Below are 13,691 nucleotides of genomic sequence, written 5' to 3' on the forward strand. Positions count from 1 at the left end.
CCCGAAAGGCCGGGCAGCATCCAGTCGAGCACGATCAGGTCGGGAACCCGCTCCTTCAGCCTCGTGTCGGCGTCGTCGCCGCGCCCGACGGTTTCGACGTCGTAGCCTTCGGCATCGAGGTTGTAGCGGAGCAGCGTGGTCAACGCCTCTTCGTCTTCCACCACCAGAATGCGCGCGCTCATGGGAGTAGCCTTCTTTTGTTTAGTTTCCAGGGACAGTCGTTGCAAAGTTCGTCATGTCGCCCTTCGGACGCTTGTCGAGCATCTGCTGGCCTTCGATCATGTAGAATACGGTTTCCGCGATGTTGGTGGCGTGATCGCCGATCCGCTCGATATTCTTGGCGCAGAACATCAGATGGATGCAGAAGCTGATATTGCGCGGATCTTCCATCATGTAGGTCAGAAGCTCGCGGAACAGCGAGGTGCAGATCGCGTCGACTTCCTCGTCGCCCTTCCAGACCGTCATCGCCGCCGGCAGATCGTGCGCCGCATAGGCGTCGAGCACCGACTTGACCTGCGACTGCACGAGGTCGGTCATGTGTTCGAGGCCGCGGATCAGCTTCAGCGGCTGGAAATCGCTCTCCAGCGCCGCCACCCGCTTGCCCATGTTCTTGGCGAGGTCGCCGATCCGCTCCAGATCGGTGGCGACCCGCATCGCGCCGACGATTTCGCGCAGGTCCACCGCCATCGGCTGGCGTCTTGCGATGGTCAACACCGCGCGCTCTTCGATGACGCGCTGCAGATTGTCGATCTCGGAATCGGCGGCGACGACGCGGCTGCCGAGCGCGATGTCGCGGCGGATCAGCGCGTCGACGGAATCCACGATCATGCGCTCGGCAAGACCGCCCATCTCCGCGACCAGCCGGGTCAATTCCTGCAGGTCGCTGTCGAATGCCTTGGCGGTATGTTCAGAAGCCATTGTCGCTCTCCCTTAACCGAAGCGCCCGGTGATGTAGTCCTGGGTACGCCGGTCGCTCGGCGAGGTGAATATCTTGTTGGTCTCGTCGAACTCGATCAATTCACCGAGATACATGAAGGCGGTCTTGTCGGAGACGCGCGCGGCCTGCTGCATGTTGTGGGTGACGATGGCGATGGTGTAGTCCTCGGCCAGTTCCTGGATCAATTCCTCGACCTTGGCGGTCGAGATCGGATCGAGCGCCGAGCAGGGTTCGTCGAACAGGATCACCTCCGGCCGCACCGCCACCGTGCGGGCGATGCACAGCCGCTGCTGCTGGCCGCCGGACAGGCTCAAGCCCGAGGCGTTGAGCTTGTCCTTGACCTCGTTCCACAACGCGCCGCCGCGCAGCGCCTTCTCGACGCGGCCGTCCATCTCGGACTTCGAGATCTTCTCGTAGAGCCGGATGCCGAAGGCGATGTTCTCGTAGATCGTCATCGGAAACGGCGTCGGCTTCTGGAACACCATGCCGACGCGGGCGCGCAGCAGATTGAGATCAAGCTTGGGATCGAGGATGTTGGTCTGGTCCAGCATCAATTGGCCGGTGGCGCGCTGGCCCGGATAGAGGTCGTACATCCGGTTGAAGATCCGCAAGAGCGTCGACTTGCCGCAGCCGGACGGCCCGATAAAGGCGGTGACGCGGTTGGTGCCGAGCGCGAGGTTGATGTTCTTCAGCGCGTGATGTTCGCCGTAATAGAAATTGAGACCGCGCGCGGTGACCTTGGCCGGCGCCTCGGGCAACGCCCCGCCGGCGGGGGCGAGCCCGCCGGCCGGACTCATCGATACGGACATTTCACTCATTTTGCGGTCCTCTCGGCGCCGAGCACGCGCGCGCCAATGTTCAGGGCAAGCACGGTCAGCGTAATCAGCAGGGCGCCGGTCCAGGCGAGCTGCTTCCAGTATTCGTAGGGGCTCTGCACGAAGTTGTTGATGGTCACCGGCAGGTTGGCCATGGTCTTGGTCAGATCGAGGCTGAAGAACTGGTTGGAGAGCGCGGTGAACAACAGCGGCGCGGTCTCGCCGGCGACCCGCGCGGTCGCCAGCAGCACGCCGGTGATCAGGCCGCTTCGCGCCGCGCGATAGGCGATCCGCTTGATCACCAGCGAGCGCGGCAGCCCGAGCGCGCTCGCCGCCTCGCGCAGCGGATTGGGCACCAACAGCAGCATGTCCTCGGTGGTGCGCAGCACCACCGGGATCACGATCACGGCCAGCGCCAGCGAGCCGGCAAGGGCCGAAAACCCGCCCATCGGCACCACGACGGCGCCATAGACGAACAGCCCGATGATGATCGAGGGCGCGCTGAGCAGGATGTCGTTGATGAAGCGGATCACCGAGGTCAGCCGGTCGTTGCGGCCGTATTCGGCCAGATAGGTGCCGGCGAACATCCCGAGCGGCGCGCCGATACCGACCCCGATCACGGTCATGATGATCGAGCCGATGATGGCGTTGAGCAGGCCACCTTCGGTCGATCCCGGCGGCGGCGTATTCTGGGTGAAGACCTGAAGGCTCAGGCCCGCCAGGCCGTTATAGAACAGCGTGAACAGGATCATGGCGAGCCAGGCGACACCGAAGATCGCGGCGCCCAGGCACAAAAGGCGGATGATGACGTCGTTGCGGCGGCGGCGGCGGTAGATCGGGTTCATGGCCTATTTCCCCGCCTTGGTTTCGAGGTGCATCAGCATCAGCCGCGCGGCTGCGAGCACGAAGAAGGTCAGCACGAACAGCAACAGGCCGAGCAGGATCAGGCCGGATTGATGCAGGCCGTCGCTCTCGGCGAATTCGCTGGCGATCGCGGCCGAGATCGTGGTGCCCGGTGAGAACACCGACCCTGTAATGCGAAACGCGTTGCCGATGATGAAGGTCACCGCCATGGTTTCGCCGAGCGCGCGGCCGAGCGCCAGCATCACCCCGCCGATGACGCCGACGCGGGTGTAGGGGATGACCACGTTGCGCACCACCTCCCAGGTGGTGCAGCCGACGCCGTAGGCGGCTTCCTTCAGCACCGGCGGCACCGTCTTGAACACGTCGACCGAGATCGCGGTGATGAACGGCAGCACCATGATGGCGAGAATCAGCGCGGCGTTGAACAGGCTGAGATAGGACGGCGGTCCGCCGAAGATGGTGCCGAGCACCGGTACATTCGCAAAGGTATCGATTACGAACGGCTGGAAGTAATTGGCGAGGAACGGGCCGAGCACGAAGAAGCCCCACATGCCGTAGATGATCGAGGGGATGCCGGCGAGCAGTTCGATGGCGATGCCGATCGGGCGGCGCAGCCATTGCGGGCAAAGCTCGGTCAGGAAGATCGCGATCCCGAGCCCGACCGGAATCGCGATAATCATCGCGATCACCGAAGTCACCATGGTGCCGTAGAGCGGGCCGAGCGCGCCGAGCACCGGCGGATCGGCCGACGGCGCCCACCGCGCCGTCATCAGGAATGAGAAGCCGAACGCCCGCATCGCCGGCCAGGCGCCCGCGATCAGGGAGAGAATGATGCCGCCCAGGATCAGCAGCACCGAAATCGCGCAGACCCGCGTGATCCAGTAGAACGTCACGTCGCCGAACTTGAAGGCGTTGAGCGCGCGGGCGCGATCGTAAGGCCCAGTGGCTTCCATCACATCGCTCTGAACGGCCATGTCTGCCACGCCAATCCCCTGTTTAAATCAACACTACGAGAAAGTCGCTACGCACGGGAGCGATACTCACCGACCATTTGCCCGCCTTGGCCCGCGGGGATGCGTCTTGCAGGCGGCAGGCCCGAAATCCATAGCCCGTGGGGTAGCGATGGATTTTCGGGTTCGCTCGCTGCACTCGCGCCCCCGGAAAGGGACGCGATCCTTTGAGCCACCGCGATCAGCTCTTGATGTCGGCCGACCAGGTCTTCTCGATCAGCTTGACCACCGAATCCGGCATCGGAATGTAGTCGAGGTCCTCGGCCATCTTGCCGCCCTTGTCGAAGGCGAACTTGAAGAACTTGACCGCCTCCTGCGAGGCTGCCTTGTCGGCCGAATCCTTGTGCATCAACACGAAGGTCGATGCCACGATCGGCCAGGACTTGTCACCGGGCTGGTCGGTGAGGATCAGATAGTAACCCGGGGCATTGGCCCAGTCGGCATTGGCGGCGGCGGCCTTGAAGCCTTCGTCGGTCGGCTCCACGGTCTTGCCGGCCTTGTTGACCAGCGAGGTATAGGTCAACTTGTTCTGCTTGGCGTAGGCGTATTCGACATAGCCGATCGAGTTCTTGGTCTGGCCGACATTGCCGGAGACACCCTCGTTGCCCTTCGCGCCGACGCCTGCCGGCCACTCGACCGCGGTGCCGGAGCCGACCTTGGACTTCCAGTCGGGGCTGACCTTCGAAAGGTAGTCGGTGAAGTTGAAGGTGGTGCCCGAACCGTCGGCACGGTGAACGACGGCGATTGCGGCCGACGGCAGGTTCAGTTTCGGATTGAGCTTCTTGATCGCCGGATCATCCCATTTGGTGATGGTGCCGAGATAGATCTTGGCGAGCGTATCGCCGTCCAGCGCCATGTCGCCGGGCTTGACGCCCTCGATATTCACCACGGGGACGATGGCGCCCATGATCATCGGCCACTGAACGAAGCCGTCCTTCTCGAGTTGAGCGACCGTCAGCGGCATGTCGGTGGCGCCGAAGGTGACGGTCTTGGCCTGGATCTGCTTGATGCCCGCGCCCGAACCGATGGACTGGTAGTTCACGCCGGCGCCGGAGTCCTTCTTGTAGGCGTCCGCCCATTTGGACAGGACCGGATAGATGAAGGTTGAGCCTGCGCCGGTGATGTCGGCCGCGTATGCCGACGTCGATGCGGCGACCAGGCCGGCAGCGACGATAGTCTTCACGAAATTCATTGCTGGTCTCCATCAGGTGAGCGAAGCGCCGACTGCGCCCGATCGCGCTCACGCCGCCCGTCTACGAGCGCTCGTTGCTGCTTTTACGAAGGTTTCATGACAGCTGGATGACGGGACTAAGCAATTGGAATAACTATACTTTAGGCTGAAACCGGGGTCTTTGCCGGTGGAAAACAGGCGGTAAAGGTCGCGCCTTTTTTGGGCACGCTTTCGATCAAAAGCCGGCCCCGATGGCGGTTAACGATATGTTTAACCAGCGATAAACCGAGGCCAGTGCCGCCCTGCGCGCGGCTGTCGCCGACATCGACCCGGTAGAAGCGTTCGGTCAGCCGCGGCAGGTGTTCGGGCGCGATTCCGGGACCGTAATCGCGCACCATGACCCGGACTTCCGGGGTGCCCTCGCCTGACAGCGCCTGACTGAGCGAGACGATCACCTTGCCGCCGGAGGCGCCGTATTTCAGCGCGTTCTCGATCAGGTTCTCGAACAGTCGCAGGAGTTCCTCGCGATCGCCGGCAATCATGACCGGCGCGTCCGGCAGCATGATATCGATCGCCACCTGGCGCTCCCGCGCCAGCGGCTCCAGCCCGTCGGCGACCTGGCGGATGATCGGGACGATATCCACCAGCGTGTCGGGACGGACATGGGCCGAGAGCTCGACCCGCGACAGCGACAACAGGTCGTCGATCAGCCGCGCCATCCGTGTCGCCTGGGTGTGCATGATGCCGAGGAAGCGCTCGCGCGCCTTGGCGTCGTCCTTGGCCGGGCCTTGCAGCGTGTCGATGAAGCCGGACAGCGCGGCCAGCGGCGTGCGCAGCTCATGGCTGGCATTGGCAACGAAGTCGGCGCGCATTTCCTCGACCCGGCGCAGCGGCGTCTGGTCGTGGAACGTCATCAGCATGCATTTCTCGGTGCCGCCGAACGGGGTCGGCACCGGCACCGGAGTGATGATCAGTTCCATCCAGCGATCGACCGGCACGTGATCGAGATAGGTCGCGCGCCGGGTTTCCGTGGTCGCGATAGCTTCGCGCAGCGCGGTGATGATTTCGGGCGAGCGCAACGCGAACTGGGCGAGTTCGTTGCGGCGTAGCGCGGGCGCCAGTTGCGCCGCCGCGGCATTGAGGTGGATGACGCGGCCGGCCCGGTCGAGCAGCACCGCGGGGTCCGGCATGCCGGCAACGACGGCGCTCACCGCGGCGGTTTCGACCGGATTATTGGCGCCGCGGACATCCTCGCGCGAGGCAGTGGCGTGGTGCAGCCGCCACGGCACCAGCGCGGCGGCGGCGATGCAGGCAAACACCACGATGGCGCGGACCAGCAACAAGTCCCCGAACGCGACGAGGACGCCAAGTGCTGCGCCCGCGGCGAGCAGGATGATGGCCGAATGCCGTAACCGGTCCGGCCACGGCGAAAACACCGATGAAGACGAAGGAGCTTCAATTGCCATCGGGCCGACTCTCTCCCCGTTCCGGGTCCTTAGGTCAGGCGCTGGTGTCGCCGCGTTTCCTTACATAGGCGGCTTCGCGGGCGGGCCCGGCGTCGAGCCCCGCAGAGGCCTGGCGCAGGCGCTTGGTTCGAGTCCCCAGTATAACCTCCCGAAACGTCAGCAAGATTACAGATATGACAAATGGCGCAATATAATAGAGGAGGCGGAACAGCAGCATCCCTGCCAGCAGGTCCTCCCGGTCCATCTGCCACAGCCCGACCAGCATCGCGGCGTCGAACACCCCGAGCCCGCCGGGGGAATGGCTGGCGAAGCCCAGCAACGTCGCGGAGACGAAAATCACCGCGACCACGACGAAGCCCAGATTGGGTTCGTCCGGCACCAGCACATACATCGCGAGCGCGCAAAAGCCGAGATCGACGATCCCGATGGCGATCTGCAGCAAGGTCAGCGGTCCGCCCGGCAGCACCACGGTCCAGGGCCCGCGGCCGACGTTTCGCGGCTTTATCCAGACCCAGGCCACGTAACTCACCAGCCCCGCGATGATCGCGAATGCGACGACGCGGTTGAGCCAGGGCGGCAGCTGATCGATCGCGGCGGCGGCTTCCGGATGACAGGCGATGCCGAGCCCCAGCACCGCGGCATTGCCGAGCCAGAAGGTCAGCCCGGCCAGGAAGCAGATCTTGGCGACGTCGATCGCGTTCAGCCCCCAGCCCGAATAGATGCGGTAGCGCACGGCGCCGCCGGTGAAGACGCTGGCGCCGACATTGTGCCCGATCGAGTAGCTGGTGAAGGCCGCGAGCGCGTTGACGCGATAGGGGATTTCAGTGCGGCCGATGGCGCGCACCGCGAACCAGTCATAGAAGGTCAGCGTGAAATAGCCCGCGGCCACGAACAATGCGGCGAGCGCGATCGAGCTCGGTTCGGTCTCCTTGATGGCCTCGACTACCTCGTCGAGGTCGATGCCGCGGAGCATGTGGTAGAGCACGTAGCACGCGATCCCGATGACCGTGACGCTGACGACGACACCCACTCTGTGCAGGACTTGCTTGCGGCGCAGAAACGAGACCGCCCTGCGTATTGCTTCCAGCATCTCCACCTCGGACCAACGATCCTGCGACGACTTCATGAAGCGAACTCCGCCGCCGCCGGCGCTACGCCTGTTCCCCGGAGGTGGTAGCGTGTTTTGCGGCCGAGTGGAATTCGCTTGATATGAATAATACCCGCTCCTTCAATATATTAGGGACGATATTAGGGGCGTTCGCAACGCCGCAAATGCACAGTTTTGCTGCATTCGTCAAAGCGGCACGAACCCCAGAGGTCCAGGACCCTGCGCAGCCAGCGGTGAAGTTTTCGTGAAATCACAGGGCCGGCTTTGCCGCTAGCCGCTGGAAATACAACAGGTCGAGTTCCGGCGCCTGACCCGTGAGGCCGGTCAGGTGTGAATTTCATGTCGCCTTGGTGTCGACCGGCTCGGCAACCAACTTGAGACCGAATGAACCGATCACCTTTCGAACCGTATCGAATTCGGGTTTGGTCGTGCCGCTCAACGATTTGTACAGGCTTTCCCGTGAAAGGCCGGTATCCCTCGCAACCTTGGTCATGCCCTTTGCCTTGGCGATGGTGTCGAGCGCGAGACAAATGAACTCCGGATCGTCGGTCGCGAGCGCCTCGGTGAGATAGGCTGCAATCGTTTCCGGATGATCGAGATATTTGGCTGCATCGAATTTTGAGAGTTTTGCCATGTCGCTTCCTTCTACAATCCGGCGGCCACGTCTTTCGCCCGCTTGATGTCCCTGTCTTGCGTCGATTTGTCGCCACCACAAAGGGATCACGATGATCGTCTTGTCGGTTTGCCTATAATAGACGCGATAACCCGGCCCCGAATGAACTCTGAGTTCGCTAACGCCGTCTCCCACCGACGCGTGGTCGCCGGCGTTTCCGAGTTCAAGGCGCTAACTCGGCGGTCATCTTCAGCTCAAACATGTCGTATCTTATAGGATACAGCGGCGGCAGGCGTCAAGTGGGGGTCGACGCCCGAGTTCAGGCGGCGGGCTTCGCCATCCGCCGCTGGAAATACAATCGGTCGAGTTCCAAGGTCACAGAACTCCTCACCCCGCCCTCGCGCTGCGCGAGACGACGCGGTCGCGCAGCCATGCGCCGGCCGCGCAGCCGATCAGATAGGCCGCGAACATCACGAGGCCGAGGTCGAGCCAGTAGCCGGCGCGGCCGGGGACCACGCGCGCCAGCGCGCAACCGACCAGCGCCGCCGCCAGCACGGCGAGCCAGCGCGCCGCGTTCTTGGACACGCCGGGGCCGCGTTGCACCACACTGATCCAGCCCATCGCCAGACCGAGCAGCAGCGATGCCGTCAGCCAGCCCCAATCGAATGTCACCAGGAATGCCATCGTTACTTCACCATAAAATCGATGCGGCGGTTCTGCGCCTTGCCCTCGTCGGTATCGTTCGATGCGACCGGCTGCGAGCTGCCATAACCCGTCGCCGTGAAACGGTTGGCGGGCAGCCCGGCCTTGACGAGATAGTCGGCCACGGCTTGCGCGCGCTTCTCGGACAGCGCTCGGTTGAAGGCATCGTCGCCGTCGGCGTCGGTATGGCCGGCGATCTCGATTTCGGCGGTCGGACAGCGCAGCGCGGTTTCAATCAACCGGTCGAGCAGGCCGGCCGAATCCGGGTCGAGGGTGGCGCGCCCGGATACGAAGCGGATCTGTCCCTTGGCCAGCAACTCCGAGAACAACTGCTGGCAGACGGTGGGATCGACGGGCGCGGCCGCGGGCTTGACCGAAATATCGGCGGCGACGTGCCAGCCTTGCGGGAAATCCCTGGCGAGGCCAGCGCGAATCTGGGGCACCGCGGCGTCGTAGAGGGAGTCGCCCGAAAGCTTTATCTCGCGGTCGGTCACGACCAGTGTGCCGGTCGAGAGCCGCGACAGCGCGCCCAGCGCCGGGACCACGGCGCCGGCGAATCCGGCGGGCGCGCCGATGCTGGCCTTGAGATTGTCGACCACCTTCTCGCTGAAGAATTTTCGCCCCGCCGCGGCCGCGATCGCGGCATGGACGTTGTTGTCGGGCACATAGCCGGTCAAGGTCAGCGTCACCGCCACCGGGTCCTTGTAGGCCTGGAAGATATAGGGCGGCGCCTTGATGTCGTTGGCGGCGACCGAGAAACCGTCGGGCAGGTTCTTCAGCGCCGCCGCGATCGCTTCCCTCCCCCCGAGATCCCGCGCCATGCCGGACAGGCTGACCTTGCCATCGGAAATCGCGATCTTGCCGTCCTTGAGTTTCCCGATCTGGTCGATCAGCAGCGCGGCGGCATTGTCGAAGCGCGGCGGCGCGCCGCGCGACAGCTGCATCTGGTCGACGACTTCGACGCCGCCAAGCGCGGCGCGGGCCGCATCGAGCAGCCCCGCCTTGCTGGCCGGCAGCGGCGCGCTGCCGGCCAGCGTGACCCTGGCGACGTCCCGCTCCGCCGACCAGACGAACGGCTTCGCTTCGGGAACGAGACGGGTTTCGTCGTTGACCAGCCGCACGCCAGCCGTGGCTTCGACCGCGGCCACCGCACTTCGGCGGCCGTCCTCGGAGAAGGCATCGGCGGCAAAACTGACGTCGCGGCCTGATACCTCGATCCGCGTCTTGTCGAGCACGGTATCCTTAAGCGCGGAGGTGGAGCGGGCGGCGAGGTCGGATTCCATCGGCGCAGTGCTGGTCCAGGCCGCGATTGCCCAAAAGACGACCAGTAAAATTGTGCCCGGCCACCATTTGCTGCTCCACCTGAAAAGTCCGTGCATTCGCTGTCCCGCGGGGTCTGGGAACAGAGAGAAAACAAACCCTTGCGGGGCTGTCAAACCCGAAATAACAGGACGTGGTAAGCTCAGTGCACCACGGCCTGACTAACTGTTTCTTCAGCGATTTTCCGCTAATTTCGCAACCGCACCCGAACCGGCTAACATTCCCGAATGAAGCAGTTTCGCAACAACGTCATCCGCGCCGGACTGGGAGCGCTTTACGTCACCGGCGCGCATGTCCTGCTGCGGCCGATCTTTTCCGGCGTCGGCGCGATTTTCATGCTGCATCATGTTCGCCCGCGCCGCGAGGCCGCCTTCCAGCCCAACCGCCATCTCGAGGTGACGCCGGAGTTCCTGCGCGCGATGTTGTCGCACCTTCGCTCCGAAGCCATCGACATCGTCACCATGGACGAGGTGCACCGGCGGCTGACCGAGCGTGATTTTTCGCGGCGGTTCGCCTGCTTCACCCTCGACGATGGCTATCGCGACAACCGCGACTTCGCGCTGCCGCTGATGCGGGAATTTGACGCACCTCTCACGGTCTATGTCGTCAGCGATTTCGCTGAAGGCACCGGGCGGTTGTGGTGGATCGTGCTGGAGACGGTGATTGCGAGGGCCTCCTCGATCGAAGCCAACATCGGCGGCGCCCCCGTCCGTCTCGATACCTCGACGCCACAGGCCAAGCAGGCCGCGTTCGACCGGCTGCACGACTGGCTGCGCGCCTTGCCCGGCGAGCAGGACAAGCGACGCGAGATCGCGGCGCTGTGCGCCCGTCACGGCGTCGAGGAGACCGCGATCTGCCGCGAGCTTTGCATGTCGTGGGACGAGCTGAAGCCGTTCGCCGACGATCCGCTGGTCACGATCGGCGCGCATTCGATCACCCATTGCAATCTGGCGCGGCAGAGCGAGGAGATCGCTACCCACGAGATGGCGGTCGGCCGCGCGCGGATCGAAGCCGTGCTGCAGCGTCCCGTGGTGCACCTCGCCTATCCCTATGGCGACAAACCCGCCGCCGCCGCCCGCGAATTCGCGCTGGCGCGGGCGAGCGGTTACAGAACCGCGGTGACGACCCGGCCGGGCATGGTGTTCCCCGAAAGCGCCGGCCACCTGACCGCGCTGCCGCGGGTCTCGCTCAACGGCAATTACCAGGACGCGCGCATCCTGCCGGTGCTGACCTCGGGCGCGGCGACCGCGATGTGGAACGGTTTCCGGCGCATCGACGCGGCTTGACCATTCTCCCCAGCCGGATGAAGCAATAACTCGTCATGCGCGGGCTTGACCCGCGCATCCATCCGACTTCAAAAGGCTTTCTGAAGGATGGATTGCCGGGTCAAGCCCGGCAATGACGAAGGAGTTAATGGGAGCAGCGCATGTTCAAAAATCTGTTTTCGCTGGATGGCCGCATCGCCTTGGTGACCGGCGGATCGCGCGGCATCGGCAGGATGATCGCCGCGGGATTTCTGAGCCACGGCGCGGCGAAGGTCTACATCACTGCGCGGAAGGCGGCCGCCTGCGAGGCGACGGCGAAGGAGCTTACGGCCGAATATGGCGGCGAATGCATCGCGCTGCCGATCGATATTTCGACCTTGGCCGGCATCGACATGCTGGCGGCTGAAATCAAGAAGCGCGAAGCGAAGCTCGACATTCTCGTCAACAATGCGGGCGCGGCGTGGGGCGCCGAGTTCGACGAATTTCCGGAGAGCGGTTGGGACAAGGTGATGAACCTCAATCTCAAGACGCCGTTTTTTCTCACCAAGGCGCTGGCCGGCCCTTTACGCGCCGCCGCTTCCGCCGAGAAGCCGGCCAAGGTGATCAACATCGCCTCCGTCGACGGCATCTTCGTCAATCCGGGGGAGACCTATTCCTACGCCGCCAGCAAAGCGGGGCTGATCCATTTGACGAGGCGGATGGCGACCAAGCTGATCAAGCAGCATATCAACGTCACGGCGATCGCCCCTGGCGCGTTCAAATCCGACATGAATCGCGCGGCACGGGATCACAGCGATGAAGTGGCGCGGCGCGTGCCTGCAGGGCGTGTCGGAACCGACGAGGACATGGCCGGCATCGCGATCTATCTGGCGTCGCGGGCGGGTGATTATGTGGTCGGCGCCACCATCGCGGTCGATGGCGGGGTGGTCTACGCCAATGCCGGGCTGGAGATTGCGGGGTAGGGTTATTGTCGTCCCGGCGAAGGCCGGGACCCATAACCACGGCAGTCAGTGGTTGGAAGAAAGTCGTCGAACAGCGTCTTTCCAAACAAGCGCCGCGGCGTATGGGTCCCGGCCTTCGCCGGGACGACATAGCCTCACGTCTCGATCTTCACATATTCGAAGTCGCCGGGCTTGTTGTCGATGCCGACCTTGGGCGGCGAGATCCAGGAGGCGAAACCGCCGACTTCGGTCACCGGTGCCATCAGGGAAGCAATGAAATTGCCGTCGTCGGTCGACGGCAGCCAATCGCTCTTGCGCTTGTTCCAGGTGGCGTCGTCGATCAACAGGCCGTCGGGCGTGGCGTGGATATCCTTGAACTCGCCGATCGCGCGATGGAACGCGACGTTGGGCAGGGCCAGCTTGAAGTCGTAGCCCGCGCTCGAGATGATCTTGTTCCAGCGCAGCATACCCTTGGCGCAGTCCTGCGTGTAATCGTCGCGCAAGCGCATGTTGAGCGCGGTCAGCGCCGGCTCGTCGACCCGCTTGATCCGGCCGTCCACCAGCTTGAGCACCGGATAGGTGTCGTGCTCGAGGCGATGATCGTCCTTGATCTGGGTCTCGTGGAAGCGGCCCTTGACGCCGGCGTTGAAGGCATTCGCCGCGTTGGTGGAGACCTCCGAGCCGAACAGGTCGAGCGAGAGCGTGTAGTGCAGATTGAGTTTCTTCTGCATGGTCGGCAGATCGATCACACCCAGCGCGCGCACCTTCGCGATATCGTTGGGGTCGCTGATGCCGGCCGCGCGCATCGCCTCAACGGTTCGTTGCAGGATCCGGCTGATGCCGGTCTCGCCGACGAACATGTGATGGGCTTCTTCGGTGAGCATGAAGCGGCAGGTGCGCGACAACGGATCGAAGCCGGATTGCGCCAGCGAGTGCAGCTGCATCTTGCCATCGCGGTCGGTGAAATAGGTGAACATGAAGAAGGACAGCCAGTCCGGCGATGCCTCGTTGAAGGCGCCGAGCATGCGCGGGCTATCCTCATCGCCCGAGCGGCGGCGCAGCAACTCGTCCGCCTCCTCGCGGCCGTCACGGCCGAAATATTTCTGCAGGAGGTAGACCATCGCCCAGAGATGGCGGCCTTCCTCGACATTGACCTGGAACAGGTTGCGCAAATCATAGAGCGAGGGCGCGGTCTTGCCGAGATGGCGCTGCTGCTCGACCGAGGCCGGCTCGGTGTCGCCCTGGATCACGATCAGGCGGCGCAGCATGGCGCGATATTCGCCTGGCACCTCCTGCCAGGCCTTCTCGCCAAGATGCTGGCCAAAATTCACTTTTCGGCCTTCCTCCTGGGGCGCAAGCAAGATGCCCCATCGATAGTCAGGCATTTTGACATAATCGAACTTGGCCCAACCCTTGGAATCCACTGAAACGGCGGTGCGCAAATACACCAGCGATTCCTGGAAGCCCTGTGGGCCCATG

General features: G+C 63.8%; 14 protein-coding genes. 2 read left to right on the forward strand and 12 right to left on the reverse strand.

Features of this window, described 5'->3' with window-relative positions; all coding sequences use genetic code 11:
* The 11 genes from VK804_RS31420 to VK804_RS31470 all read right to left on the reverse strand — a co-directional run.
* A partial coding sequence (locus VK804_RS31420) for a response regulator (RefSeq protein ID WP_325752183.1) occupies positions 1-182 on the reverse strand: 182 nt, incomplete at its 3' end.
* A gap of 19 nt (positions 183-201) precedes the next feature.
* Positions 202-918: a phosphate signaling complex protein PhoU gene (phoU, locus tag VK804_RS31425; protein WP_325752184.1), complete on the reverse strand. Its 717-nt coding sequence runs from the start codon at positions 916-918 to the stop codon at positions 202-204.
* Between the two features lie 12 nt (positions 919-930).
* Positions 931-1,755, reverse strand: coding sequence for a phosphate ABC transporter ATP-binding protein PstB (gene pstB / locus VK804_RS31430; RefSeq protein ID WP_325752185.1), 825 nt, complete (start codon positions 1,753-1,755; stop codon positions 931-933).
* Positions 1,752-2,597, reverse strand: coding sequence for a phosphate ABC transporter permease PstA (pstA, locus tag VK804_RS31435; protein WP_325752186.1), 846 nt, complete (start codon positions 2,595-2,597; stop codon positions 1,752-1,754). Before pstA ends, pstB begins: the two co-directional genes overlap by 4 nt.
* A 3-nt stretch (positions 2,598-2,600) precedes the next feature.
* Complete coding sequence (gene pstC / locus VK804_RS31440; protein WP_325752187.1) at positions 2,601-3,590, reverse strand: phosphate ABC transporter permease subunit PstC; 990 nt, start codon at positions 3,588-3,590, stop codon at positions 2,601-2,603.
* Between the two features lie 217 nt (positions 3,591-3,807).
* Positions 3,808-4,818, reverse strand: coding sequence for a phosphate ABC transporter substrate-binding protein PstS (gene pstS / locus VK804_RS31445; RefSeq protein WP_325752188.1), 1,011 nt, complete (start codon positions 4,816-4,818; stop codon positions 3,808-3,810).
* Between the two features lie 140 nt (positions 4,819-4,958).
* Complete coding sequence (locus tag VK804_RS31450) at positions 4,959-6,263, reverse strand: ATP-binding protein (RefSeq protein ID WP_325752189.1); 1,305 nt, start codon at positions 6,261-6,263, stop codon at positions 4,959-4,961.
* Between the two features lie 34 nt (positions 6,264-6,297).
* Entirely contained in the window at positions 6,298-7,353 is a 1,056-nt protein-coding gene (locus VK804_RS31455) for a lysylphosphatidylglycerol synthase domain-containing protein (RefSeq protein WP_325752196.1), read from the reverse strand.
* A gap of 355 nt (positions 7,354-7,708) precedes the next feature.
* Positions 7,709-8,005, reverse strand: a complete 297-nt coding sequence (locus VK804_RS31460; RefSeq protein ID WP_325752190.1) for an addiction module antidote protein — start codon at positions 8,003-8,005, stop codon at positions 7,709-7,711.
* Between the two features lie 366 nt (positions 8,006-8,371).
* Positions 8,372-8,668, reverse strand: coding sequence for a hypothetical protein (locus VK804_RS31465; RefSeq protein ID WP_325752191.1), 297 nt, complete (start codon positions 8,666-8,668; stop codon positions 8,372-8,374).
* Positions 8,669-8,670: 2 nt separating this feature from the next.
* Complete coding sequence (locus VK804_RS31470) at positions 8,671-10,065, reverse strand: OmpA family protein (RefSeq protein WP_325752192.1); 1,395 nt, start codon at positions 10,063-10,065, stop codon at positions 8,671-8,673.
* A 168-nt stretch (positions 10,066-10,233) separates the two neighbouring features.
* Here VK804_RS31470 and VK804_RS31475 point away from each other — a divergent pair, with 168 nt between their 5' ends.
* Together VK804_RS31475 and VK804_RS31480 are read left to right on the forward strand one after the other, a co-directional pair.
* Positions 10,234-11,292, forward strand: coding sequence for a polysaccharide deacetylase family protein (locus VK804_RS31475; protein ID WP_325752193.1), 1,059 nt, complete (start codon positions 10,234-10,236; stop codon positions 11,290-11,292).
* A gap of 140 nt (positions 11,293-11,432) precedes the next feature.
* Positions 11,433-12,233: an SDR family oxidoreductase gene (locus VK804_RS31480; protein ID WP_325752194.1), complete on the forward strand. Its 801-nt coding sequence runs from the start codon at positions 11,433-11,435 to the stop codon at positions 12,231-12,233.
* A gap of 134 nt (positions 12,234-12,367) precedes the next feature.
* Here VK804_RS31480 and boxB read toward each other — a convergent pair.
* Positions 12,368-13,691 (reverse strand): benzoyl-CoA 2,3-epoxidase subunit BoxB (boxB, locus tag VK804_RS31485; RefSeq protein WP_325752195.1); only part of this gene is annotated, 1,324 nt, incomplete at its 5' end.

The organism is Bradyrhizobium sp., from assembly GCF_035484855.1.
Classification (GTDB): domain Bacteria; phylum Pseudomonadota; class Alphaproteobacteria; order Rhizobiales; family Xanthobacteraceae; genus Bradyrhizobium.